Annotated in this window: 19 protein-coding genes; 12 read left to right on the forward strand and 7 right to left on the reverse strand. The window is 74.0% G+C overall.

Translation table 11 applies throughout. The features are described from left to right. Nucleotides 1-107 precede the first annotated feature (107 nt). The 3 genes from NYO98_RS18785 (at nt 108) to NYO98_RS18795 (ending at nt 3,578) form a co-directional block, all read left to right on the forward strand. Nucleotides 108-1,610 (forward strand): DEAD/DEAH box helicase, encoded by a 1,503-nt coding sequence (locus NYO98_RS18785; protein WP_268113320.1) that lies wholly within the window; start codon nt 108-110, stop codon nt 1,608-1,610. Nucleotides 1,611-1,788: 178 nt separating this feature from the next. Continuing rightward, nucleotides 1,789-2,850 carry an LLM class flavin-dependent oxidoreductase gene (locus NYO98_RS18790; protein ID WP_268113321.1) on the forward strand — a complete coding sequence of 354 codons (1,062 nt, stop codon included), beginning with the start codon at nt 1,789-1,791 and terminating at the stop codon, nt 2,848-2,850. 38 nt (nt 2,851-2,888) lie between these two features. Further along, nucleotides 2,889-3,578, forward strand: a complete 690-nt coding sequence (locus NYO98_RS18795) for a CPBP family intramembrane glutamic endopeptidase (RefSeq protein WP_268113322.1) — start codon at nt 2,889-2,891, stop codon at nt 3,576-3,578. A gap of 2 nt (nt 3,579-3,580) precedes the next feature. Here NYO98_RS18795 and NYO98_RS18800 read toward each other — a convergent pair whose 3' ends face one another. Genes NYO98_RS18800 through NYO98_RS18810 form a run of 3 tightly spaced genes read right to left on the reverse strand, consistent with a single transcriptional unit; the run spans nt 3,581 to nt 6,452 of the window. Continuing rightward, entirely contained in the window at nt 3,581-4,477 is an 897-nt protein-coding gene (locus NYO98_RS18800; protein ID WP_268113323.1) for an NAD(P)H-binding protein, read from the reverse strand. A gap of 35 nt (nt 4,478-4,512) precedes the next feature. Beyond that, complete coding sequence (locus tag NYO98_RS18805) at nt 4,513-5,847, reverse strand: cation:proton antiporter domain-containing protein (RefSeq protein ID WP_268113324.1); 1,335 nt, start codon at nt 5,845-5,847, stop codon at nt 4,513-4,515. Beyond that, nucleotides 5,844-6,452 (reverse strand): helix-turn-helix domain-containing protein, encoded by a 609-nt coding sequence (locus NYO98_RS18810; protein ID WP_268113325.1) that lies wholly within the window; start codon nt 6,450-6,452, stop codon nt 5,844-5,846. The genes NYO98_RS18805 and NYO98_RS18810 overlap by 4 nt, the downstream gene beginning before the upstream one ends. A gap of 106 nt (nt 6,453-6,558) precedes the next feature. Here NYO98_RS18810 and NYO98_RS18815 point away from each other — a divergent pair, with 106 nt between their 5' ends. The 7 genes from NYO98_RS18815 (at nt 6,559) to NYO98_RS18845 (ending at nt 16,751) form a co-directional block, all read left to right on the forward strand. Further along, on the forward strand, nt 6,559-7,770 hold the full coding sequence (locus NYO98_RS18815; protein ID WP_268113326.1) for an acetyl-CoA C-acetyltransferase: 1,212 nt from the start codon (nt 6,559-6,561) through the stop codon (nt 7,768-7,770). Between the two features lie 179 nt (nt 7,771-7,949). Further along, a complete protein-coding gene (locus tag NYO98_RS18820; protein WP_268113327.1) occupies nt 7,950-10,172 on the forward strand; it encodes a 3-hydroxyacyl-CoA dehydrogenase NAD-binding domain-containing protein in 2,223 nt (740 codons plus the stop codon). Between the two features lie 144 nt (nt 10,173-10,316). Further along, nucleotides 10,317-11,015, forward strand: coding sequence for an ABC transporter ATP-binding protein (locus tag NYO98_RS18825; protein WP_268113328.1), 699 nt, complete (start codon nt 10,317-10,319; stop codon nt 11,013-11,015). Continuing rightward, nucleotides 10,999-12,555: a hypothetical protein gene (locus NYO98_RS18830; RefSeq protein ID WP_268113329.1), complete on the forward strand. Its 1,557-nt coding sequence runs from the start codon at nt 10,999-11,001 to the stop codon at nt 12,553-12,555. Before NYO98_RS18825 ends, NYO98_RS18830 begins: the two co-directional genes overlap by 17 nt. A 196-nt stretch (nt 12,556-12,751) precedes the next feature. Next, the gene (locus NYO98_RS18835; protein WP_268113330.1) at nt 12,752-13,384 is read left to right on the forward strand and encodes a PadR family transcriptional regulator; all 633 of its coding nucleotides are present in this window, start codon (nt 12,752-12,754) and stop codon (nt 13,382-13,384) included. Continuing rightward, nucleotides 13,381-14,097, forward strand: a complete 717-nt coding sequence (locus NYO98_RS18840) for an ABC transporter ATP-binding protein (protein WP_268113331.1) — start codon at nt 13,381-13,383, stop codon at nt 14,095-14,097. Before NYO98_RS18835 ends, NYO98_RS18840 begins: the two co-directional genes overlap by 4 nt. Beyond that, on the forward strand, nt 14,094-16,751 hold the full coding sequence (locus tag NYO98_RS18845; RefSeq protein ID WP_268113333.1) for an ABC transporter permease: 2,658 nt from the start codon (nt 14,094-14,096) through the stop codon (nt 16,749-16,751). Before NYO98_RS18840 ends, NYO98_RS18845 begins: the two co-directional genes overlap by 4 nt. Here the strand turns inward: NYO98_RS18845 and NYO98_RS18850 are convergent, their stop codons facing one another. The 4 genes from NYO98_RS18850 to NYO98_RS18865 form a co-directional block, all read right to left on the reverse strand. Further along, nucleotides 16,752-17,447 (reverse strand): hypothetical protein, encoded by a 696-nt coding sequence (locus tag NYO98_RS18850; protein ID WP_268113334.1) that lies wholly within the window; start codon nt 17,445-17,447, stop codon nt 16,752-16,754. After that, nucleotides 17,444-19,723, reverse strand: a complete 2,280-nt coding sequence (locus NYO98_RS18855) for a MinD/ParA family ATP-binding protein (RefSeq protein WP_268113335.1) — start codon at nt 19,721-19,723, stop codon at nt 17,444-17,446. The genes NYO98_RS18850 and NYO98_RS18855 overlap by 4 nt, the downstream gene beginning before the upstream one ends. A gap of 118 nt (nt 19,724-19,841) precedes the next feature. Further along, nucleotides 19,842-20,057: a hypothetical protein gene (locus NYO98_RS18860; protein WP_268113336.1), complete on the reverse strand. Its 216-nt coding sequence runs from the start codon at nt 20,055-20,057 to the stop codon at nt 19,842-19,844. Nucleotides 20,058-20,153: 96 nt separating this feature from the next. Next, nucleotides 20,154-20,348 carry a hypothetical protein gene (locus NYO98_RS18865; protein WP_268113337.1) on the reverse strand — a complete coding sequence of 65 codons (195 nt, stop codon included), beginning with the start codon at nt 20,346-20,348 and terminating at the stop codon, nt 20,154-20,156. Between the two features lie 264 nt (nt 20,349-20,612). Here NYO98_RS18865 and NYO98_RS18870 point away from each other — a divergent pair, with 264 nt between their 5' ends. After that, nucleotides 20,613-22,355 (forward strand): AfsR/SARP family transcriptional regulator, encoded by a 1,743-nt coding sequence (locus NYO98_RS18870; protein ID WP_268113338.1) that lies wholly within the window; start codon nt 20,613-20,615, stop codon nt 22,353-22,355. Nucleotides 22,356-22,366: 11 nt separating this feature from the next. Continuing rightward, a complete protein-coding gene (locus NYO98_RS18875; protein WP_268113339.1) occupies nt 22,367-23,914 on the forward strand; it encodes an Ig-like domain-containing protein in 1,548 nt (515 codons plus the stop codon). The last annotated feature ends 46 nt before the right edge of the window (nt 23,915-23,960 follow it).

Genomic DNA, 23,960 nt, shown 5'->3' on the forward strand with positions numbered 1-23,960 from the left:
CAGGTTCCCTCGCGGGGACCCTCCCTCACAACTGAGGCACGTACGCCGCGCATCGCACGACGACCAGCGCGGCTCACGGTGGCGAGACGCCAACCGAAAGCAGTCACATGACCTTCGCCGACCTCGGCGTACCGTCCTCGCTCGTCCGGATCCTGGACCAGCAGGGCATCACCACTCCCACTCCGATCCAGGCCGCGACGCTGCCCGACAGCCTCGCCGGCCGCGACGTCCTCGGCCGTGGCCGCACCGGCTCCGGCAAGACGTACGCCTTCCTCCTGCCGCTGGTCGCCCGCCTCGACGCGTCCAAGCTGCCGGCGATGCCGCGCAAGCCGCGCGCGCTGATCCTCGCGCCGACGCGCGAGCTCGTCGGCCAGATCGAGGCCTCCCTCGCCCCGCTCGCCAAGGCCAGCGGCCTGACGACCCGCACCGTCTTCGGCGGTGTCGGCCAGAACCCGCAGGTCACCGCGCTCAAGAAGGGCGTCGACATCGTCATCGCCTGCCCCGGTCGCCTCGAGGACCTCATGGGCCAGGGCTACGCCGACCTCTCGGCGGTCGAGATCACCGTCCTCGACGAGGCCGACCACATGGCCGACCTCGGCTTCCTGCCGGGCGTGCGCCGCATCATGGACAAGACCCCGCAGTCGGGCCAGCGCCTGCTGTTCTCGGCCACGCTCGACAAGGCGATCGACGTCCTGGTGAAGCGGTTCCTCACCAACCCGGTCACCCACGAGGCCGACTCGGCGCAGTCGCCGGTCGCCACGATGCACCACCACGTGCTGCACCTGACCCGCGACCAGCGGGTGCCGGTGCTGGTGGACCTGACGAGCGCCCCGGGCCGCACGGTGGTGTTCACCCGCACCAAGCACGGCGCCAAGGCGCTGGCCCGCCAGCTCAACAAGAGCGGCGTGCCGACGGTCGACCTGCACGGCAACCTCAGCCAGAACGCGCGCACCCGCAACATGGAGGCCTTCCACTCGGGCACCGCCACCACGCTGGTCGCCACCGACATCGCGGCGCGCGGCATCCACGTCGACGACGTCGCGCTCGTCGTGCATGCCGACCCGCCGGTCGAGCACAAGGCCTACCTGCACCGCTCCGGACGTACGGCCCGCGCCGGCGCCGAGGGCACCGTCATCACCCTCATGACCGACGAGCAGGTCCGCGACGTGCGCGACCTGACCCGTCTGGCCGGCATCAAGCCGACCACCACCAAGGTCAACGGGCCCGGTCACCCGGTGCTCGTGCAGCTCGCCCCCGGCGAGCGCAGCACCCCCGGCGGCCTCGTCATCGAGGCGCCCGCCTCGGGTGGCGGCGGCCGCTCGACCGGTGCGAACGCCCAGCGCAAGCGAGCCCGGTCGCAGGGTCAGACCAACGGTCAGTCGCGACGGGGCAACCCGACCGGCTCCGGCCCGGGCGCGGGCTCCGCGCCGTCCGGCGGCGGCCAGCGTCGTCGCTCCGGCGGCGGCCAGGGCGGCGGTCAGGGTGGTTCCGGCGGCCAGGGTGGCGGCGGCAACCGTCGTCGTCGCGGCGGCCAGGGCGGCTCCGGCGGTCAGGGTGGCCAGTCCCGCGGCGGCGGCCACAGCGCCGCGTCGTTCAGCGGCAGGCGCTGACCGGCCCACTGGCCCCTGAGTCTCCGAGAGACTCAACGTGCATCCCGGGCGTGTCGCGCCCATCTCCCTTCGTCAGCGATCCCCGGTCAGCCGGGGATCGCTGAGGGGACCCACGGGGAGCGGAATGCCCGACCGGCCATAGTCGTTCACCCTTCAACCAACCAGGAGGGCGGGACGGATGCCTGACTTCGACTTCTCGGTGCTCGGCACGCGCGAGCACCCCACGCTGGGCCTCGACACCTTCGGTGACGCGCCTCTCGACGGCGCGCCCGGCAACCACCCGCAGACGCTGCGCGAGGTCGTCGCCGAGGCGGTGCTCGCGGACCGCGTCGGCGTCGACTACATCGGCCTGGGCGAGCACCACCGCCCCGACTACGCGATCTCGGCGCCCGACGTGGTGCTCGCCGCGATCGCCGGACAGACCGAGCGGATCCGGCTGGGCACGGGCGTCACCGTGCTGTCGTCCGACGACCCGATCCGGGTCTACCAGCGCTTCGCCACGCTCGACGCGGTGAGCAACGGACGTGCCGAGGTGCAGCTGGGTCGCGGCTCGTTCATCGAGTCCTTCGGCCTCTTCGGCCTCGAGCTGTCCGACTACGACCGGCTGTTCGCGGAGAAGCTCGACCTCTTCGCCGCCCTCCAGGCCGAGGGTCCCGTGTCGTGGGAGGGCACCGTCCGCCCGCCGCTGGTCGACCAGCGCGTCTACCCGACCACCGCCGCCGGCCGCCTCCCGGCGTGGATCGGCGTGGGCGGCACCCCGCAGTCGGTGGTGCGTGCGGCGCAGTACGGCATGCCGCTGATGCTGGCGGTCATCGGGAGCTCGCCGGCGGGCTTCGTCCAGCTCGCCGACCTCTACCGCGAGGCCCTCGGCCGGATGGAGCTGCCGGAGCTGCCGATCGGCATGCACTCCCCGGGCCACGTCGCCGCCACGGACGAGGAGGCCCGCGAGCAGCTCTACCCGAACCAGGCCGAGCTCTACACCCGGATCGGACGCGAGCGCGGCTGGCCGCCGTACTCCCGCATCCAGTTCGAGCAGGCGGCCTCCCCGCAGGGTGCGCTCTTCGTCGGCTCCCCGGAGACCGTCGCGCAGAAGATCGCGTGGGCCGCCCGGACGTTGGGTCTGAGCCGCTTCCAGCTGAAGTACTCCGTCGGCTCGCTGCCGCACGAGCAGCGGATGGAGTCGGTGCGCCTCTACGGCGAGGAGGTCGTCCCGCGGGTCCGCGAGCTCCTCGCCTCCTGAGCGGCCGGCCCTAGCAGCGCCCTCCTAGGCTGCAGGTCATGCGCACCTTCATCCGGCGATCGCTGTGGGACGTGGTCCCGCGCGACCAGCGCGACACCGCGGAGGCGTTCCGGCGCCGCCAGCTGGTGGCGGCGGTCGTGGTGCTCGTCGGTGCGGTCGTCCTCGGCTGGTCGCTGCGCCTCGAGCCCGGCGGCAACGCCTTCTACGTCGCGGCGGTCGTGCTCGCCGGTGTCTGGGCGGCGGGGGCCTTCCTGTCCGGCCGGCTCCACCTCGGCCGCATCGCCGGCGAGGGCGAGGTCTTCGTCCGGCCGATCCTCGCCCCGATCCTGCTCGGCCTGCTGCTGGTCGGGATCTTCGTCCTCGGCTCGCTCGTCGTCCGCGAGATCGACCCCCTCGCCGACTACGTCAGCTCGGTCCTGGCGTACGCCGACGAGGGCTCCCTGGCGATCCTGGCGGTCATCACCTTCGTCAACGGCATCGCCGAGGAGCTGTTCTTCCGCGGTGCGATGTACGCCGCGATCCCCCGGCACCCGGTCCTCTGGACCACCCTCGCCTACGTGGTGGCGACCCTGGCCACCGGCAACGTGATGCTCGGCTTCGCCGCCATCGTGCTCGGCGCCGTCTGCGGCCTGGAGAGGCGCGCCAGCGGTGGTGTGCTGGCCCCGATCCTGACCCACATCACGTGGTCGCTGTCGATGCTGTTCCTGCTGCCGTTGCTCTTCTCCTGAGCTCAGCGATCCGCTGCGGCACGCTCCGCCAGCGCGCGGCGCACCGACTCGCGGTAGGACAGCGGCTCGCCCGGCACCACGTCACGGATCGAGGTGTCGCGCACGACGACCTCGGTCGACATCGAGTCGATGAGGTTGCGCCCGGTCGTGACGTCGACGTCGGTGACCAGCGCCAGCCAGTACGACGACAGCCGCGGCGTCAGCAGCGGCAGGACCACGATGGGGATCCGCCGCCCGTCGCTCTCCTCGTTGGCGACCAGCAGCATCTCCTTGTAGGTGAGCTGGTCGGGCCCGCCGATCTCGAAGACCCGGCCGATCGCGTCGGGGTGGTCGACGACTCCTGCGAGGTAGCGCACGACGTCGTCGATCGAGATGGGCTGGGTGCGGGTGCCGACCCACTTGGGCACGACCATCGCGGGCAGGTTCTTGACCAGCTGCCGGGTGAGCTCCCACGAGATGCCGCCGTGGCCGACGACGATCGCCGCCCGCAGCACGGTGACGGGCACGCCGTCACCGCCGAGCAGCTCCTCGACCTCGCGTCGCGACCGGAGGTGCGCCGACAGCTGCTGGTCGTCGTCGCCGAGCCCGCCCATGTAGACGATCTGCTTGACCCCGGCCGCGGCCGCCGCGGCGCTGAAGGTGCGCGCCGCCTCGGCGTCCTTCCGCTCGAAGTCGGGGTCGTCGAGGGAGTGGACGAGGTAGATCGCGACGTCCACGTCGCGCAGCGCCTCGTCGAGCGAGGACCGGTCCGACACGTCGGCGCCGACCGGCTGTCCGGGGCCGTCGTACGACTCCGGGCGCCGGGTCATGGCCCGGACGTCGTGGCCGGCGTCGAGCAGGGCGGGGACGAGGCGGCGGCCGATGAAGCCCGTGGCGCCGGTGACGAGAACTGTCGACATGCGGCCACTCTCTCAGCACGGTCCGCATGCGCGCCTCACGAAGCCCGGGACGCGGCCTTCCGGCGCTCGTCGAGGCGGGCCATCGTGGGGGTGGCCGTCGCCCCGTGGAGGAGCACCGAGACCACGACGGTGAAGGTCACCGTCGACCACAGCCACGCCTCGCCCGGGACGTCCTCGTGGCTCACGGCGTAGGCCAGGTAGTAGAGCGACCCGACGCCCCGGACACCGAAGAACGCGACGGCCGCCATCTCGCCGCGGTCGAGGCCGCCGTCCAGGCGCTCCTCCCGAGGCTTGACGCCCACGGCGACCCAACCGGCGAGCGGACGCACGACCAGCACGAGGGACAGCGCCACGGTGACGCCGCGCCAGTCGAGGTGCTCGAGGAGCCCGCGGGTCATCGCCATCCCGAGGACCAGCAGCACGAGCAGCGTCATCAACCGCTCGAGCCGCTCGACCACCCCGTGCATGGCGCGCTGGTAGGAGTGGCCGTGGTGCGAGGCGCGGAGGCTCATCGCGCAGGTGAAGACGGCCAGGAAGCCGTAGCCGCCGACCAGCTCCGCCGCGCCGTACGCCGCCAGGAGCGCGGCGAGGGCCAGCATCGGCTCCCCGTGGTCGGCCAGCCGCAGCTTGTCGCTGCGGGCGCGGAAGGCCTGGCGACCCAGCAGCCAGCCGCCGGCCAGTCCCACAAGCACGCCCACCACGACCTTGCCGACGAGGTACCACCCCACCCAGACCCCGGCGTCGGCCAGGCCGAACCCGCCGGCCAGCAGCAGGAGGGCCAGGTGCACGAAGGGGAAGGCGAGGCCGTCGTTGAGGCCGGCCTCCGCCGTGAGTGCGAACCGGATGTCGTCGTCCGCCTCGCGGGGATCCACCTCGCCCTCCTCCCCGGGGCCGCCCTCGACGCCGTCGGTGAGCGGCTCGCCCACCTGCACGTCCGAGGCCAGCACGGGGTCGGTGGGCGCGAGCGCGGCGCCGAGGAGCAGCGCGACCGCCGGCGCCAGCCCCGCCACCCACCACCCGACGAGCGCGACGCCGAGGATCGTCAGCGGCATCGCGACGAGCAGCAGCCGCCACACGGGGGACCAGGTGCGCCACGAGCGCCACGACCTCGGGTCGAGGGTGCGGTCGATCGCCAGCCCGACGCCCATCAGCGAGACCAGCACGGTGAACTCGGTGACGTGCGTGACGACGTCGCGGTGGTCCTGCGGGTCGAGGCTCACCGCGTCGTCGAACGGCAGCAGGCCGATCAGCAGTCCGACGCCGACGAGCACCATCGGCGGCGAGACGGGGATGCGGTGCGTGAGCTGGGGCAGGCTGATGGCCAGGAGCAGGGACAGTCCGAAGAGGAGGTAGACCACCGCCCCGGTCATCGCCGCCTGCTGTCGTACGACGCGTGGCTCTCGTCGATCGCCTGCTCGTAGGCCGTGACGAGGCCGGCGATGGTGAGCGGCTTGAGGCGGTGGATGAACTCGCGCAGCTGCTCGGCCGTGTAGCCGGCCTCGCGGAACTGCGGCCACACCTTCGTGCGGACGATCTCCGAGAGCTCCTCGGCCACCTGGCGACCGTGCGCGGCGTAGACCTCAGCGACCGCCTCGGCGGCCTCGGGGGAGATGCCCATGCCCGAGAGGCCACCGTGCACGTCGACGTCGCGGTCGCCGGTGACGGGCGCGAGCAGGGAGAGGTGGCGGGCGATGTCGGACGGCGTGGCGGTGGCCGGGATCTGCTCGACGTACTTCTCGATCGCCGACAGCGTGAAGCCGTGGCCCTGCAGCTCGCGGACCAGCTCGAGGCGGGCGACGTGGTCGGGTCCGTAGTAGCCCGAGCGGCCGCGTCGCACGGGCGGCGGCACCAGGCCGCGGGAGGCGTAGAAGCGGACGTTGCGCGCGCTGACGCCGGTGCGCTCGGTCAGCTCGTCCAGGGTCAGCAGCTCGGCGTCCTGCCCGTCCGGCAGGTCGGCATGCAGCTCGGTCTCCACCGGACCATCCTCTCCTCAGCAGCCCTCCCGACTGGAGACCCCGTCGGGTGGGTGACGCGCGCCACACCTGTTGGACTGTGACAGTAATGGTGTCACAATCGCCCACATGGCAGAAGCATTCGTTTACGACCACATCCGCACACCTCGCGGCCGCGGCAAGGCCGTCGGCTCGCTGCACGAGGTGAAGCCGGTGGACCTGGTCGTCGGACTCCTCGACGAGCTCAAGACCCGCAACCCCACGCTCGACCCGGCCCGCGTCGACGACGTCGTGCTCGGGGTCGTGACCCCCATCGGCGACCAGGGCGGCGACATCGCCAAGACCGCCGCGCTCAAGGCCGGCTACCCCGAGACCGTCGCCGGCGTGCAGCTCAACCGCTTCTGCGCCTCGGGCCTCGAGGCCGTCAACCAGGCCGCCCAGCGGGTGCGCTCGGGCTTCGAGGACCTCCTCATCGCCGGCGGCGTCGAGTCGATGAGCCGCGTCCCGATGGGCAGCGACGGCGGCGCCTGGGCCATGGACCCCGCCACCGCGCTGCAGACCGGCTTCGTGCCGCAGGGCATCGGCGCCGACCTCATCGCCACGATCGAGGGCTGGAGCCGCGAGGACGTCGACGCCTACGCCGCCGAGTCCCACCACCGCGCCGCCAAGGCATGGGCCAACGGCTACTTCGACGACGCCGTCATCCCGGTCAGGGACCTCAGCGGCGTGACCGTGCTGGACCGCGACGAGACCGTCCGCCCGGACACCTCCGTCGAGGGCCTCGCCGGCCTCAAGCCGTCGTTCGCCCAGATCGGCCGCGACGCCGGCTTCGACGACGTCGCGCTGGAGAAATACCACTGGATCCCCGCGATCGACCACGTCCACCACGCCGGCAACTCCTCCGGCATCGTCGACGGCGCGGCCGTGATGGCGATCGGCACCGAGGAGGTCGGTACGTCGCTGGGCCTGACGCCGCGGGCGCGGATCATCTCGACCGCCGTCTCGGGCGCCGACCCGACGATCATGCTGACCGGCCCCGCCCCCGCTGCGCGCAAGGCCCTCGCCCGCGCCGGCCTCGAGGTCGACGACATCGACCTGTGGGAGATCAACGAGGCGTTCGCCGCCGTCGCGATGCGCTTCATGCGCGACATGGGCATCAGCCACGACGTCACCAACGTCAACGGTGGCGCGATCGCGATGGGCCACCCGCTCGGCGCCACCGGCGCGATGATCCTCGGCACCCTCGTCGACGAGCTCGCCCGCCGCGACCAGAAGCGCGGCCTCGCCACGCTCTGCGTCGGCGGCGGCATGGGCATCGCCACGATCGTCGAGCTGGTCTGAGCGAGGGACGAGCTCAGGCCAGCTGACGGTGGTCGAGTGGCGCGCACGGCCGAGGAACGAGGTCGTGACCGCGCTGTATCGAGACCCGATCAGACGACAGACCACCCCAGCCGCGAGCCAGGTCTCGATACGGACCTCGTTCCTCGGCCCTACTCGACCAGCGAGTGAGAGAACCCCACATGACATCCACTGAGACCCAGACCGCCGTCCGCTACGACAGGGACGCCGACGGCATCGTCACCCTGACCCTCGACGACCCGACGGCCAGCGCCAACACGATGAACGAGCTGTACCAGTCGTCGATGGAGGCCGCCGTCCAGCGCCTGCACGAGGAGCAGGACGACGTCACCGGCGTCGTCCTCGCCAGCGCGAAGAAGACCTTCTTCGCCGGCGGCAACCTCAAGAGCATGATGAAGGCGACGCCCGCCGACGCCGAGGAGATCTTCGCGATGGGCGAGGCCGTCAAGGCCAGCCTCCGTCGCCTCGAGAGGTTCCCGCGCCCGGTCGTGGCCGCCATCAACGGCGCGGCGCTGGGCGGCGGCCTGGAGATCGCGCTGGCCGCCAACCGCCGCATCGCCGTCGACGACCGCTCGGTCAAGATCGGGCTGCCCGAGGCCACGCTCGGCCTGCTCCCGGGCGGCGGCGGCGTCACCCGCGTCGTACGCATGCTGGGGCTCCAGTCCGCACTGATGGACGTCCTCATGCCCGGCACCCAGTTCGACCCGCAGGGCGCGCTCGCCAAGGGCCTCATCGACGCGGTCGTGCCGACCCGCGAGGAGCTCGTGCCGGCCGCGAAGGCATGGATCCTCGCGCACCGCGACGACGAGGACGCAGCGTCGAACCCGTGGGACCGCCCCGGCTACAAGATGCCCGGTGGAACCCCGCGGACCCCGGCGCTCGCGCAGTTCCTGCCGGCCTTCCCCGCCCTGCTGCGCAAGCAGACGAAGGGTGCGGTCTACCCCGCGCCGCGGGCGATCATGAGCGCCGCCGTCGAGGGCGCGCAGGTGGACTTCGACACCGCCTCGCGCATCGAGAGCCGCTACTTCACGAACCTGGTCGTCAACCAGCAGGCCAAGAACATGATCCAGGCCTTCTTCTTCGACCTTCAGGCCATCAACTCCGGCTCGCTGCGCCCGCAGGGCATCGAGCGCTGGCAGGCGACGAAGGTGGCCGTCCTCGGCGCCGGGATGATGGGCGCCGGCATCGCCTACTCCTGCGCCCGCGCCGGCATGCAGGTCGTGCTCAAGGACGTCTCGCTCGAGGCGGCCGAGAAGGGCAGGGCCTACACCGCGAAGCTCAACGCCAAGGGCGTCGAGCGCGGCAAGATCAGCCAGGACAAGGCCGACGAGCTCCTGGGCCGCATCACGCCCACCGCCGACGCCGCCGACCTGGCCGGCTGCGACCTGGTGATCGAGGCCGTCTTCGAGGACCCGTCGCTCAAGGCCAAGGTCTTCGCCGAGGTCGCGCCGTACGTCGACGACGACGCGCTGCTGTGCTCCAACACCTCGACCCTGCCGATCACCGAGCTCGCGACCGGCGTCGACCGCCCCGCCGACTTCATCGGGCTGCACTTCTTCAGCCCCGTCGACAAGATGCCGCTGGTCGAGATCATCCGCGGCAGGGAGACCTCCGACGTCGCGCTGGCGAAGGCCTACGACGTCGTTCATCAGATCCGCAAGACGCCGATCGTCGTCAACGACTCGCGCGGCTTCTACACCTCGCGCGTCATCGGCACGCAGATCAACGAGGGTCTCGCGATGCTCGCCGAGGGCGTCCACCCGGTCTCGCTGGAGCGCGCCGCCACCTCGGCCGGCTTCCCGGTCGGCCCGCTGCAGATCAGCGACGAGCTCAACATGGAGCTGATGGCCAAGATCCGCAAGGCCACCGCCGACGCGGCCGAGCGCGAGGGCATCGACCTCGGGCCCGACCCCGCCGGCGACGTGATCACGACGATGATCGGCCTCGGCCGCCCGTCGCGCCTCAAGGGTGCGGGCTTCTACGACTACGACGAGTCCGGACGTCGTACGACGCTGTGGCCCGGGCTCGCCGAGCACTTCCCCGTCGCGGAGCAGCAGCCCCCGATCCGCGACGTGCGCGACCGGATGCTCTTCATCGAGGCGCTCGAGACCGCGAAGTGCTTCGAGGAGGGCGTGATCACCTCGGCCGCCGCGGCCAACATCGGCTCGATCATGGGCATCGGCTTCCCGGCGCTGACCGGCGGCGCGGCGCAGTTCATGACCGGCTGGCAGGCGCTCGACGAGACCGGCCACGGCGTCGGGCCGATCGGCCTGGCGGCCTTCGTGGCCCGCGCCGACGAGCTGGCCGAGGCCTACGGCGAGCGCTTCCGGCCCACGGCACGCCTGCGCGAGATGGCGGAGCAGGGCGAGACCTTCCCCGCCTGACCACCGGGCACTTCCTCGCGCTGCAGACCGCCGACCGGGCACTTCCTCGCGCTGCAGACCGCCGACCGGGCACTTCCTCGCGCTGGAGGTGCCCGGTCGGCGCATTCTGCCGCGAGGAAGAGGGAGGTCGGCGAGGATTGGGGGGTGAGCCAGACCCCCGCCGTCGTCGTCCGCGACCTGCACGTCCGCTTCGGCGACGTCGAGGCGGTCTCGGGGGTGGACCTGGTCGCCGAGAGCGGCCGCGCGACGGCCCTGCTGGGCCGCAACGGCGCCGGCAAGTCGACGACCATGAAGGTCCTCGCCGGTGTCGTCCCGCCCACCTCCGGCACGGTCACCGTCGCCGGCCACGACGCGGCCACCGACGCGCTCGGCGTGAAGCGCGCGGTCGGCTACTGCCCCGACGTCGGCGGGCTTGTCCCGCGGGCGACCCCGTGGGAGCACCTGCAGCTCAGTGCCCGCCTGCGCCGGATGGGCGACTGGGAGGAGCGTGGGCGCGACCTCCTCGAGCGCTTCGAGCTCGGCGACGTCGCGCACCGGGTGGTCGGCGGCTTCAGCCACGGCATGAGCCGCCGCCTCAGCGTGGTGCTGGCGGCGCTCCACGAGCCGGCCGTGCTGCTCCTCGACGAGCCCTTCGACGGCGTCGACCCGCTCGGCGTCGAGGCGACGCTGGAGGTCGTCGCCGACGCGCGCGCCCGCGGCGCCTGCGTCCTGCTCTCCACCCACCTGCGCGACCTCGCGCTCGAGGCCTGCGGCGAGGCCGTCGTGCTGCGCGGCGGCAACCGGGTCGCCGCGATGCAGGCCGCCGACCTCACCGGCGAGGCCTACCGTGCGCTCCTCGACTGAGCCCACCCGCGCGCCCGACGGCTGGGGGGACGCGCTGCGCGACGCCGGTCACCTGGTGGCGTTCCGTGCCCGGACCGTACGCCGTCGCGGTGCCGCGGCGGCGGGTGCCGGCGCCGTGCTGCTGCTGACGATCCTCTCCGCCGTCGGCCCCGCGGACGTCGATGCGGACGGGGCGGTCGGTGACATCCTCGACACCCTCGTCGACGCCCTCAGCGGCAACGTCGGCGCGGCCCTCGCCGGGACGCTGGTGCTGTCGGTGGTGTCGGCGACGAGCTCGGGCGGCGGCCGCGAGCTGCTCTCGCGCGGCGAGGCTTCGATCCATCCGCTCGGCCCGCGCACGGAGCACCTCGGTGCGCTCGCCCTCGCCCCGCTCAACCTCGCCTGGCTCATCCAGGTCTGGGGGTTGCTCGCCGTCGTCGCGCTGGTCACGCCGGCCGAGGCGCGCCTGGGTGCGCAGGCCGTGGTCGTGGCGTGGGTGCTCGCCGCGACCGCACTCGGGCAGGTCGTGGGCTGGGCCGTCGAGGGCGTACGACGCACGCCGCACGGCGTCCTCGTCGTCCGGGTCGCCGGCATCTCGCTCGCGCTCGTCGCGGGTGCCCTGCACCTCACGGGACGGCTGCGCCCGGTCGTCGAGGGGCTGCCGACGACCTGGGTCGCCGGTGCGATGCAGGACGACCGGTGGCCGGTCGCGGCGCTGGGCCTGGTGGCGCTCGCCGTGCTCGCCGTGGTGGTGGGCGGAGCCCCCGCGGCCTGGGCCCTCGGGCTGCCGCCGCGCGAGGAGCTGCGGGTGCAGTCCGGCGTGCACGAGGCGCGCCCCCTGCCCGAGCCGCGGTGGGGCTCGGGCGACCGCGCGCTCCTGCGGCGCCTCGACCGCGGGTCGGTCTGGAGGTCGGTCGGCATGCGTCGCGGCCTCATCGTCCTCGGGATGGGCCCCGGCCTCGTCGCGCTCCTCGCCGGCCTCGAGTGGGGGACGGTGCTGCTGCTCCCCGGTCTCGCCGCCAGCGGCGCGGCACTGCTCTTCGGCGTGAACGCCTGGTGCCTCGACGGCAAGGGCATGGTCTGGCGCGAGACGCTGCCGGTCTCGGCCCGCGACGTGTTCGACGTACGCGCCCTCGTCGTCGCCGAGTGCATGGCAGCCGTGTCGGGGGTGACCGTCGTGCTCGCGCTGCTGCGCAACGGCCTGCCGCCGCTCGGGACCGGCGTCGCCGTGGCGTCGTGCTGGCTCGTCGTGGTCGTGCAGGTCCTCGCGATCGTGATGACCTGGTCGATCCGCTCGCCCTTCGGCGTCGACCTGTCCTCCCCGCGCGCCACACCGGCGCCCCACGCGGCGATGGCCGGGTACGCCGGGAGGCTCTCGCTGGTCACCACCCTCACCGCGATGCTCTTCACCGCGCTCGCCGCGCTGCCGTGGGCCTGGGCCCCCGCCGTGGCCGCCCTGCCCTTCCTCGCCTGGTCGACCCGCCGCCTGCTCCGCGCCCGCCGGCGCTGGATCGCCGGCGACGAGCGCGCCCGGGTCGTGCTGACGGTCGCCGCCGTCTGAGATGCCTGGCTCCCTCCCCCCGCAGAGTCCCCGCAGAGTCCCCGCTCGAGCGGGGAGTCCGTCACTGGAAGGGGCGCACAACCCCCTCTAGGTGTCGGACTACCCCGACAGGGGACGTCGGCCCCATGCATACGTGGTATACATACCCGGTATCCATCGGCCGACGGGGGACGGTGGACGAGTCACGGAGGCGTGGATGTCGATCCGGCAGGCGATGCTGGCGATCCTGGAGCAGGGGCCGATGTACGGCTACCAGCTGCGGGCGGAGTTCGAGCAGCGGACGGGGGAGACCTGGCCGCTCAACATCGGGCAGGTCTACACGACCCTGACCCGGCTCGAGCGCGACGGACTGGTCGAGGTCGTCGGACACGGGGGTGCCGACGAGACCGACGAGGCCGCGGACGCGGGCAGCGACCGCCAGCACGTCAGCTACCGCGCCACCGAGGCGGGACGGGGCGAGGTGTCGGAGTGGTTCGCCACCCCGGTGCCTCGCACCCAGCCCCCGCGCGACGAGCTCGCGATCAAGCTGGCCCTCGCGGTCACGCTGCCGGGGGTCGACGTCGGCACGATCATCCAGCGCCAGCGCACCGCCACGATGGCCTCCCTGCAGGACTACACGCGCCTCAAGCGCTCGGGCCGCGCCGCCCGGCCGGAGGAGCCGGCCGACCTCGCCTGGAGCCTGGTCCTCGACGCGCTCGTCTTCGACGCCGAGGCCGAGGTGCGCTGGCTCGACCACTGCGAGGCGAGGCTGCGGCGGGCGGCGACCGAGCGCACGGACGTACGCCGTGACGCCCCTGCCGCGTCGACCACCGAGGGGGCCGCTCGATGAACGCCGTCCTCCACCTTGCCGCCGTCACGCGCGTCCACGGCGAGGGCGCCGCCGAGGTCCACGCGTTGCGCGGGGTGACCTTCCGCGCGCACCCCGGCGAGCTCGTCGCCGTGATGGGCCCGTCGGGCTCGGGCAAGTCGACGCTGCTGACCCTGGCCGGCGGGCTCGACGCCCCGACCTCCGGCTCGGTGTGGATCGAGGGCACCGACCTCGCCTCGCTGGACAACGCCGGCCGCGCCCGGATGCGACGTACGTCAGTGGGCTACGTCTTCCAGGACTTCAACCTCATCCCCGCGCTCACCGCCGCCGAGAACGTCGCCCTCCCGCGCGAGCTCGACGGCGAGAAGGGCCGCGTCGCCCGCCGCCTGGCGCTGGCCGCGCTGGAGGAGGTCGGGATCGTCGACCTCGCGGACCGCTTCCCCGACGAGATGTCCGGCGGCCAGCAGCAGCGCGTCGCCATCGCCCGCGCGATCGTCGGCGACCGCCGGCTGATCCTCGCCGACGAGCCCACCGGCGCGCTGGACACCGACACCGGGGAGGAGATCCTCCGCCTGCTGCGCGCGCGGTGCGACGCCGGCGCGGCGGGGGTGATGGTGACCCACGAGGCCCGGCACGCTGCCTGGGCCGACCGGGTCGTCTTCCTCCGTGACGGGGTCGTGGTCGACGAGACCGGCGTCGACGAGCCCGACGAGCTGCTCGAGTCCGCCCGGTGAGCGGCTGGCAGCCCGCCTTCCGGATCGCCTGGCGCGACGCACTGCGGCACCGCGGGCGCAGCATCCTGGTGCTCGTCATGGTCGCGCTGCCGGTGCTGGCCGTCAGCGCCGCGGCGGTCGTGATCAAGACCTCCCAGGTGCGCGGCGCCGAGGGCGTCGACCGCCGGATGGGTGCGGCAGCGGCCCGCGTGTGGACCGAGGGCACCGGCCCGGTCCTCCAGGCGCCCGACCCCCAGCAGGGCTACACGACCGGGAGCGCGGGGGACAAGGCGGAGGAGACGGCGGACGAGGATCCTGCGCCGCTCGACGCCGCAGCCGTCGTCGGCGTCCTCGGGCCGGACACCCGGCTGCTGCCCATCCGCTCGGGGTGGGGTGGCGTCCGGATCGGCGCGCGCGTGGTCGACCTCGACGTCACCGAGGTCGACCTCGACGACCCGATGGCGGCCGGTCTCTTCGAGCTCTCCGAGGGGCGGCTCCCGCGCGCCGCCGACGAGGTCGTCGCCAACCAGGCCCTGCTCGACAAGGGCGTCGCCCTCGGCGACGAGCTCGACCTCGGCGTGCGCACGGCCACCGTCGTCGGGGTCGGCCGGCACGCCCAGAACCGGACGATGCCGAGCGTGCTCGGGCCGATCGGCTCGGCTCTCCCCGAGGACGAGGGCTCGCGCGTCGAGTGGCTGGTCGGGCCCGACCCGGTCACCTGGTCGGACGTCCGGGCCCTCAACGCCCTCGGCGGCATCGTGGCGTCGCGGGCCGTCCTCACCGACCCGCCCGACGTCGCCGACGTGGCCGAGCAGATGGGCTACGACACCGGGCAGGACGAGGTCTACGCCGTCGCTGCGCTCATCGTGGTCATGGCGCTGCTCGAGGTCGTCCTCCTCGCCGGGCCGGCCTTCGCCGTGGGTGCCCGCCGGCACGCCCGGTCGCTGGCGCTGATGGCTGCCTGCGGCGGCACCCCGGCCCAGTCGCGCCGCGTGATCCTGGCCAGCGGCGTCGTCCTGGGCGCCGTCGCGTCCGGAGCCGGGCTGGTGCTCGGCGTGCTGACCGGGTGGGCGCTGCTGCCGCTGGTGCAGCGTTTCGACGGATCGTGGTTCGGCCCGTTCGAGGCGCCGCTGGGCTGGTTGGCCGCGATCGCGCTCTTCGGCCTGGCCGCGGCGCTCCTCGCCTCGGTCGTCCCGGCGTGGCTGGCGAGCCGACAGGACGTCGTCGCCGTCCTCGCCGGGCGACGCGGCGACCGCAAGCCGCGTGCCGCCACGCCCTTCCTGGGCCTGGTCCTTCTCGGAGCCGGCATCGCGGGGTCGTCCTACGGCGCCGTCACCTCCGACAGCGGCAACGGCGCCGTCTGGATGGCGGCCTCGGCCGTGGTCTCGGTGCTCGGGATGATCCTGGTGGTCCCGGTCGTCGTGGCGCTGGTCGGCCGGCTGGCCGGCCGCCTGCCCCTGCCCGCGCGGTACGCCGCCCGCGACGCCGCGCGCCACCGCACCCGCACGGTGCCGGCCGTGGCGGCGGTCGCGGCCACGGTGGCCGGCGTCGTGGCGCTCGGCATCGCCAACGCCAGCGACGAGCTCGAGAACCAGCGCACCTACACCCCCGAGCTCGCGATGGGGGAGGGCCGGGTCAGCGTCGGGTCCGGCACCATGCTGCTGGGCGAGGACGCGCCCGATCCGGGACCCCTGTACGACCGGGTGGAGCAGGTCGTCCGCGACACGGCGGGCGACGTCTCGACCAGGCGGGTCGTGAGCGTCGAGGAGCCCTACTCGACCGACGGCTACACCTCGATCAACGTCGTGCCGGCGGAGGAGGTCTGGCAGGGCCCCGGCCTCGCCTACTCCGGACCCCAGCTGCTGGTCGCCGACACCGCGGCCGACGCGGGGATCGTTGGCCCGGAGGCGTCCGCCGTCGACGAGGCGCTCGCCGCGGGCGGCCTGGTGGTCCTCGTGGACGACGACGTCGACGCGACCTCCGTCGAGGTGCGCGAGGAGCGGTGGGCCAGCGGCGACGCCCATCAGCCCGATGACGTGACGACGCACCGGCTGTCCGCGACCTACGTCGTGTGGGGCCAACCGGTCGCGCCCGCGGTCGCGATCGCCCCCACCAGCGTGGTCGAGGAGCTCGACCTCCCGGTCGTGCCCTACGAGCTCCGCCTGACCGGTGACCTCGACCGGGCCACCGAGACGCGCATCGAGGAGGCCGTCGCCGGGGTCGCGCCGGAGAGCTGGGTCTACGTCGAGCGCGGCTACCAGCGTCCGGTGGAGGCCACGATCGTCCTGCTCGTCCTCGGCGTGCTGGGCGGCGTGCTCATGCTGGGCGGCACCCTCACCGCGACGTTCCTCGCGCTCTCCGACGCGCGTCCCGACCTGGCCACGCTGTCCGCGGTCGGCGCGGCGCCGCGCACGAGACGCCGGGTCGCGGCGGCGTACGCCCTCGTCATCGGCTCCGTCGGCGCCGTCCTGGGGGCGGCGGTGGGATTCATCCCCGGCGTCGCCATCTCGCGCCCGCTCACCTCGGCGAACTGGGGGACGGGTGAGCACGGCCCCTTCCTCGACGTCCCGTGGCTGCTCATCGCCGCCGTCGTGATCGCGCTGCCGCTGCTGACCGCAGCGGTGGTCGGGCTGACCGCCCGCTCGCGGCTGCCGCTGGTCGCCCGCCTCGACTGATCAGCGGGTGAGGGCCACGCGGGCGGAACGGGTGCGGCCGTCGAAGGCGTGCACGACGAGGCGCCGCAGCTCGCCGAGCGAGCGGTCCGCCGCCCGCTCGGCGCGTCGCGGAGCCGGCGGGGCGACCACCGCCGCCTCGAGGGCGGCCGCCTGCGCCTCGAACCACGCCGTGACCTCGGCCAGGGCCGCGTCGGGGAGCGGGCCGACCGTGTCGACCTGCGCGACGACCTGGAACGCCGCGGTCGCGGTGACGCAGGTGGCGCACGCATCACCGGCGGACAGCGCCCGGTTGGTCGGCCTCGCGCGGGTCCCCGGACCGATCACGACGAGCTGCACCGAGAGCGCCGTGGCCCGGCAGTCCCAGCAGTCCTGGGTCCAGGCGGAGGCGACGTTGTCGAAGCGCGCCGACGCCGGCCGCGTCACGTAGACCACTTGCAGCACCGCGCTCTGCCCGCGGCACCCGTCGCACGTCGTCACGCTGGTCGAGACGGCGTCGGCCTTGACGTCGGACTCGCGGACCACGACCTCGTCCACGACGGTGTCGCTGTCGTCGCGGCGCTGCTCGCTCGGCTGCGCGCTCGCGACGACGTCGACGTAGCGCCGCTCGTCGGCCGGTCCGCGCGAGGTCGCCTGGGCCGCCCCGGCCAGCAGGAGGGTCGCCACGACGGCGTGCGCGGCCACCACGCGCGCGGTCACGCCTGGTCCTCGACGACGAAGTTGTCCGCCACCGCCGCCGCGATCTCGACCAGGGCGTCGCGCGTACGACGGTGCAGCGCGGACATGTCGGTGAGGGCGCCCGGCTCGAGGGCGTCGTCCCAGGGGACGGTCACCACCCGGGCGCACCGCTTCTCGAAGTGCCGCCGCATCGGCTCCGGCGGCTCGCTCCCGCGCCGTTCGGCGTTCACCACGACCACGGTCCGCGCGACGAGGTCGTCGAACCCGTGCTGGTCCATCCAGTCCAGCGTCAGCGCACCGGCCCGCCCGCCGTCCAGCCCGGCCCGCACCACCAGCACCACCTGGTCGGCCTCCGTGAGCAGGCCCTGGTTGGCGCTGTCGAGGATGCCCGTGCCGGTGTCGAGCAGGATCAGGTTGTAGAAGCGGTCCAGCAGCCCGATCAGCCGGTGGTAGTCGTCGCGCGCGAGCGCCATGCCGATGCGCGGGTCGTCGTCGGAGGCGAGCACCTCGAGCCGCGACTGACGGCCCTGCGAGGTGTAGCGACGCAACGCGGCGTACGTCGTGATCCGGTCGAGGTCGCGCAGCACGTCCGTCACGGTGCGGTCGTGCGGCGGCGCCACCCGGTGGGCGAGGTTGCCCGCGTCGGGGTTGGCGTCCACCGCGATCACGCGGTCGCCGCGCAGCAGGGCGAAGGTGCTGCCGAGCGCGAGCGTGATCGTGGTCTTGCCGACGCCCCCCTTGCGGCTCATCACCACCACCCGCCGCGAGCCGTCGATCGGCGTCCGCAGCCGCCGCTCGAGCTCGCGCCGACGCTGCTCGGGTGCGCTCGGACCGGGGTTCAGCACGTGGCCGCTGCCGCGGTAGACCGCGCCGCGCCAGCCCTGCGTCGGGACCGGAGCCGGGGCGGCGTACATCACCTCGTCGGTGAAGTCGGCGGCCGAGACGACCCGCGGCGGGTCGGGCGGGACGCTCGGTTCGTACGATGCCGACGTGCTCGCCGCGAGCCTCGTCCGGGCCAGCAGGAACAGGCTCGTCGCGACCCGCCACAGGGCCAGGAACGCGCCCAGGATCGGCAGCAGCAGCAGGGCGATCGAGACCACGGCCAGCGCCATGGCCGCCCAGTCGCGGCGCTCCCAGGCGAGGTCGAAGACCAGCTGCTGCAGCTGGACGCCGGCGCGGCCCCGCTCGAGGAACTCCGGCATGTGCCAGACCGCCCAGGCAAGGGCGCCGACCAGCAGCGGCACCACGACCACCACCCACCCGGTCACGAACCGCCGCGAGCGGGGACGCAGCTCGGTGACGCGGGGGTCGACCGGGTGCCCGGGCCGCAGGCTGCGCAGCACGGGGCCGACGCGGGCGAACAGGTCGGGCACGCCGGCGAGGTCGGAGAGCACGTAGTAGCCGTCGAAGCGCACCACCGGGAGGAGCTGCTGGAGCATCTGGATCTGCAGGACGAGCGCGGTCAGGAGCAGCACACCGCTGCCGGTGGAGACGTACGCCGCCGCCAGCACGACCACGGTGAGCGCGTTGAAGTGCAGCCCGCCGAGGTCGGTGCGCACCCGGCCGGCCCGGCCGAGCCGGTAGGAGTCGGTGACGTCGGTGTAGAAGGCGGGGAAGACGAGGTAGAGCCCGAAGCCGATCTCGCCCGGCGTCGCGCCGCCGTAGCGGCAGGCGGCCGCGTGGCCGCACTCGTGGACGAGGGCCGCGGCCGTGAGGAGGCCGTAGATGAGCAGGGCGATGGTGGGGGTCGCGAAGAGCTCGTTGACCGCGGCCCACAAGTCCCCCCGCGTGACCAGGGCGACGTCCGCGACGACGAGCGAGACGAGCCCGAGGGCCACCAGCGGCGGCCAGAAGATCGGTGCCAGGACGCGGGCCAGCGGGTCGACGATCCGGGCCGGCACCAGCGTGCCCTTCGCGGTCAGCACCAGGAGCGGGCGCGCCCGCGCCGACCGGGTCGGCTCGGGAGACTCGTCCGGGACGACCAGCCCGAGCGGCTCGAGCCGCGTGGTGACCAGGTGGGCCAGGCCGTCGACGGTCAGGGTGCGTCCGTACGCCGCGCTCACGTCGGCGGCCACCTCCTCGGCGGGCCGCGGCGGCTCGACGGCACGCGCCACCAGATGGAGCAGCTCGGACAGCTGCACCACCTGGTCGTCGTTGCGCTTGACGAGGAACGCCGGGTCCTTGAGGCCCGAGCCCTGGGCCCGTCCCAGGAACTCCAGGCCGCTCGCCTGCCGCCACCGCTGCCCGGGGGCGGGTGGTGAGGTGGTGATCGGGTGCTCTGCGGTCGTCAGGTCCATCGCTCTGGGTGCTCTGTCTGCTCTGTCTGCTCTGTCTGTTCTGTGGTTGCTCTGTGCCCTGGAGGTGGTCGGGTGACGGCGGCGGGTGCGCCAGAGCTAACGCACCCGCCGCCGGGTCTCACGGCATGTGCATCTGCACCGAGGCGAGGTACTGCAACGCCAGTGCATTGGCCTGGGAACCGATCGTGGCCGCGTTGACGGCGAGGGCGAGGTTGACGCCCACGACGTTCGTGACGTTGACGCAGCCCACGTAGCAGCTCAGCGTCTCGCGTCGGGGCAGCGGCGTGGCCGTCTCGGCGTCGAGCTCGGCCATGGCGAGTACGGGTCGGACCATGCCGGTTCACCTCCTCTCGTACTGGTCTCGTGCTTCGGGCGGAGGGCGATGACCCCTGCGTGGCCTCCCCCTCCGCAGGGAGGCCACGCGAGGTCGTCAGCCCTGGTAGACGTTGATCGTCTGCCCGGCGGCGCTGTTCGCGACGGCGTACACGGACGCGGCGTTGAGGGCCATGGACGAGTTGTTCGCGAAGATGTTGGCCCAGTTGGTGTTGCCGAAGGTCAGCGTCTCCCGGGTCGGAAGAAGCTCCGTGCGCTCGGTGTCGAGCTCGGCGAATGACAGTTCCCGCATGATGTTCACCTCCCCCCTTCGTGCGGTTGGTCTGGCGGGCACATCGGACACGACCGTGCGTGACTCCTGCGTGATCCCGCCGCGCCACCGCAAGGCACCGAGGCCGTGGACCGTGACCGGTCCAGACGTCGACCCCAATCGTGGGGATAACCCGTCGGTGACCCTCCCTACGGGTGGGGTCCCGCGTCAGGCTGCTGAGCATGGGATGACCGCGCCTCGGACCGCGAGGGGCGGTGTGGGAGAGGGATGTCTCGGTGATCGACCATGCGGGAGACCAGTCGCACCACCAGCCGTGACCTGGCCCTCCTCGGCGGGTGGACGCTCGTCGTGGACGGCGACACGGTCGCGCTCGGAGGACGTGAGCAGCGCCTGTGCGCCCTGCTCGCCCTCACCGGCACCCGCGCCCGCGCCCAGGTCGCCGGGATCCTGTGGCCCGACAGCACCGACACGCGCGCGCTGGCCAGCCTCCGGCGGGCGGTGGCGCAGGCCCACCAGCGGTGCCCCGGCCTCCTCGCCGCCGACCGGACGAGCATCGGTCTCGCCGCCGACGTCACGGTCGACGTCCACGCCCTCCGGGCGGCCCTGGCCGACGGGGCCGTCGACCGGTCGCTGCTCGACGCGCTGTCCGGCGGCCCGCTGCTCCCGGGCTGGTACGACGAGTGGGTCGAGGACCAGCGCGAGGACCTCGAGCGCCAGCGGGTCGGCGCCCTCGAGCGGCTCGCCGTCCGGGCCCTCGAGCACGGCGACACCGTCCTCGCCGAGGACGCCGCCCGGGCGGTCGCGCGTCTCGAGCCGCTGCGGGAGTCGGCGAGCGAGCTCGTCGTCCGCGCCCTCCTCGGCCGCGACGACCGCGCCGGGGCCGTGCGCGAGCTGGAGCGCTACCGCGAGGTCGTCCGGACCGAGCTCGGCGTCGTGCCGTCGCCGGCGCTCGTCGCGCTCGTCGAGGCCGCCGCACCCGCGCCTGGGCCCACTCCCGCTCCGGTCGGGGCCCTTGCCGCTCCGGCGCGAGCCCCGGTCCCCGCCCCGGCCACTGCTCCGGTCCCCGCTCCCGTCCCGGCTCCGGTCACTGTTCCGGTCGACGTTTCTGTCGCAGCTCCGGTCGCTGCTGTGACCAGGTCGACCCGCGGCGCCCCCGTCGCCGTGCCCGCCCCGCGCCGCGCTGTACCGGCCGCCGCGCCCCTCGAACCGCCGCCCCCACCGATACCCCTGTCCCCCACAGGACCGGCCGGCTCGTCCTGGCGGGCAACCGCCGCCCGGCTGGCGGTGGGGGCGGCCCTCGTCCTGGCGGTCTCGGTGTCGATCGCCAACCTCGGCCCCGACCGCGCCCGGCCCGAACCGACACCGGCGGGCGACCGCACCTCGGAGCAGTCGGCCGGCTCGTCCGCCACCGACCCCCGCGGACGGAGTGCCGCGGTGGCCGCTCGCGAGGTGCTGGTGCGCCCCGTCGCCGCCGGGGACGGAGCCGCAGCCTTCGTCGTGCGCGCGACCCGGCGCCCGGCCCGGGTGCGGCTCGAGATGGCCGGCCCGTCCGGCCGCAGTGTCGTGCGCAACGTCGTGGTCCGCAGCCACGACGGCAACCGGCTCGTCCTCGACGGCCTCGACGGCGGCACCTACGAGTGGTCGGCGACCTCGCCGACCGCAGCCCCCGTCGCCGGCCAGGTCCACGTCGAGGAGGTCGAGGCTCCCGCCCTCGCCGCGGCCGCGGAGCCGGGTCGCGGCCCGACCGCCACCCCCGAACCGAGCCCCGTCACGGCGTCCACGCCCACGCCCACGCCCACGCCCACCCCCACCCCCACCCCCACTCCCACTCCCACACCGACAGCCACCGCGACCAGCACGCCGGCCCCGGCACCCACCCCCACTCCGACCCACCAGCCCAGTCCGACGCCGACCCACCAGCCCAGCCCGACCCCCAGCCCGACCCCCCAGCCCAGCCCGACGCGCCACCCGAGCCCGTCCGGCCAACCCACCGACCCGGGGACCCAGGACCCCGGCCCCCTGGGGTGAGGAGCCAACACATGTCCACCACCACGACACCCACCGCGCCGGACGTACGACGCCGCGCGACCGCCGCGCTGGTCGCGCTCCTGCTGGCGGCAGCCGCGGGCCTGGTGGCGTTGCCGGCGCCACGGGCGGCCGGCGCCGACGACCGGGCGAGGCACTGGGCCGGGTTCCGCATCCCGCGGACCGGCCACGCGGCGGGTGGCTGGATCGGCGGCTACCGCCTGGACGACGCGCCGGTCTTCGTGGTCACCCCGGGCCGCCGTCCCAACCGGGCGGGCTTCAAGCCGTCGCGTGCCACCGCGGACCTCCGCGGCCCGAAGGGCCCGTCCGAGGCCGCGACCGAGCGAGCGGCCTGGATCCTGTCGAGGTACGGCGGCCACAAGGACGCCGTGCAGGCCGCGGCCGTCGACGCCGCGGTGCTCCACCTGCTCGGAGGACGCGGCTGGCGGTTCGGTGCACGACGGGGCGCCGCCCGGATCAAGGCCTCGGGGGACCCGGCCACGGTGCGCCGCTACGTCCGGCTGATGCTGCGCGGCTCCCGGGCGAGCGCCGGCCCCTACGCGGCCACCGTGGCCGCCACCACCGCCGACGTCGGCGGGGTGACGGGCGTGACCGTCAGCGTGACCGACGGTCACGGAGGACCGGTGTCGGGCCTGCCGGTGCGGGTGACCTCGCCCGACGGCGGGCCGTCCCAGCCGGCCGCCGGTCCCCTCGACACCGTCACCGGTGACGACGGCCGGGCGCTCGTACGACTGGCTGCACCGCTCTCCGGGTGGCGGACGGTCGTGGCCGAGGTCGGCCAGGTGCCCCTGCACTGGCTGCGGCTGCGCCGCGCCGACCGCAAGCGGCAGGCCTCCGTGGCGGAGGGCGGTGTCCGCCGCACGATCGTCGCCAGCACGCGCGTCGCGGTCCGCGGCCCGCAGTCGGTGACGCTGGCGCCGGTGCCGAGCTCGCTCGTGCTGGGCGGCCAGGCCGCCGTGTCGGTCACGGCCCAGGGCGACGCGACGCCGCGGGCAGCGAGGGCGGCGCTGCACGGACCGTTCGCGACCGCCGCCACGGCCACGTGCACGGGCCAGGCCGTCGCGACGACCACCGGCACCCTCCCCAGCGACGCGGCGTACACGCTCCCGGCCGTGCAACCGGGCGCGGGCGGCTACTACGCCTGGCAGGTCGACGTCGACGGGACCGGCACGGTCATCCCGGCCGGGTCGTGCGGGGCCGTGGTCAAGGTGCGCGGCAGGCCGACCGTGTCCGCGTCCGCGCCGGCGACCGCCGCCGTCGGCAGCAGCGTCCAGGTCCCCGTCACGATCAGCGGCATGCCCTTCCCGATGAGGGTGGACGTGCGGCTCAAGCTCTACGGGCCCGGCGACACGTCGTGCAGCAACGCGATCAGCACCTCGTCGATGAGCCGGCTGGGCAACGGCCAGGTCGTCTCGGGCTCCGTGCTGCTCGAGTCGGCCGGCGTCTACTCCTGGAAGGTGGAGGCCGATCCCGGCGACCTGTGGCAGGGCGCCGAGTCGGTGTGCGGCGCACCGGGTTCGCGGACCCAGGTCTCCCCCTGACCCCGAACGGCCGGTAATAAAAGTCAGGCTTGACTGTTTGTTTGTA

The organism is Nocardioides pini, from assembly GCF_026712185.1.
Classification (GTDB): Bacteria; Actinomycetota; Actinomycetes; order Propionibacteriales; family Nocardioidaceae; genus Nocardioides; species Nocardioides pini.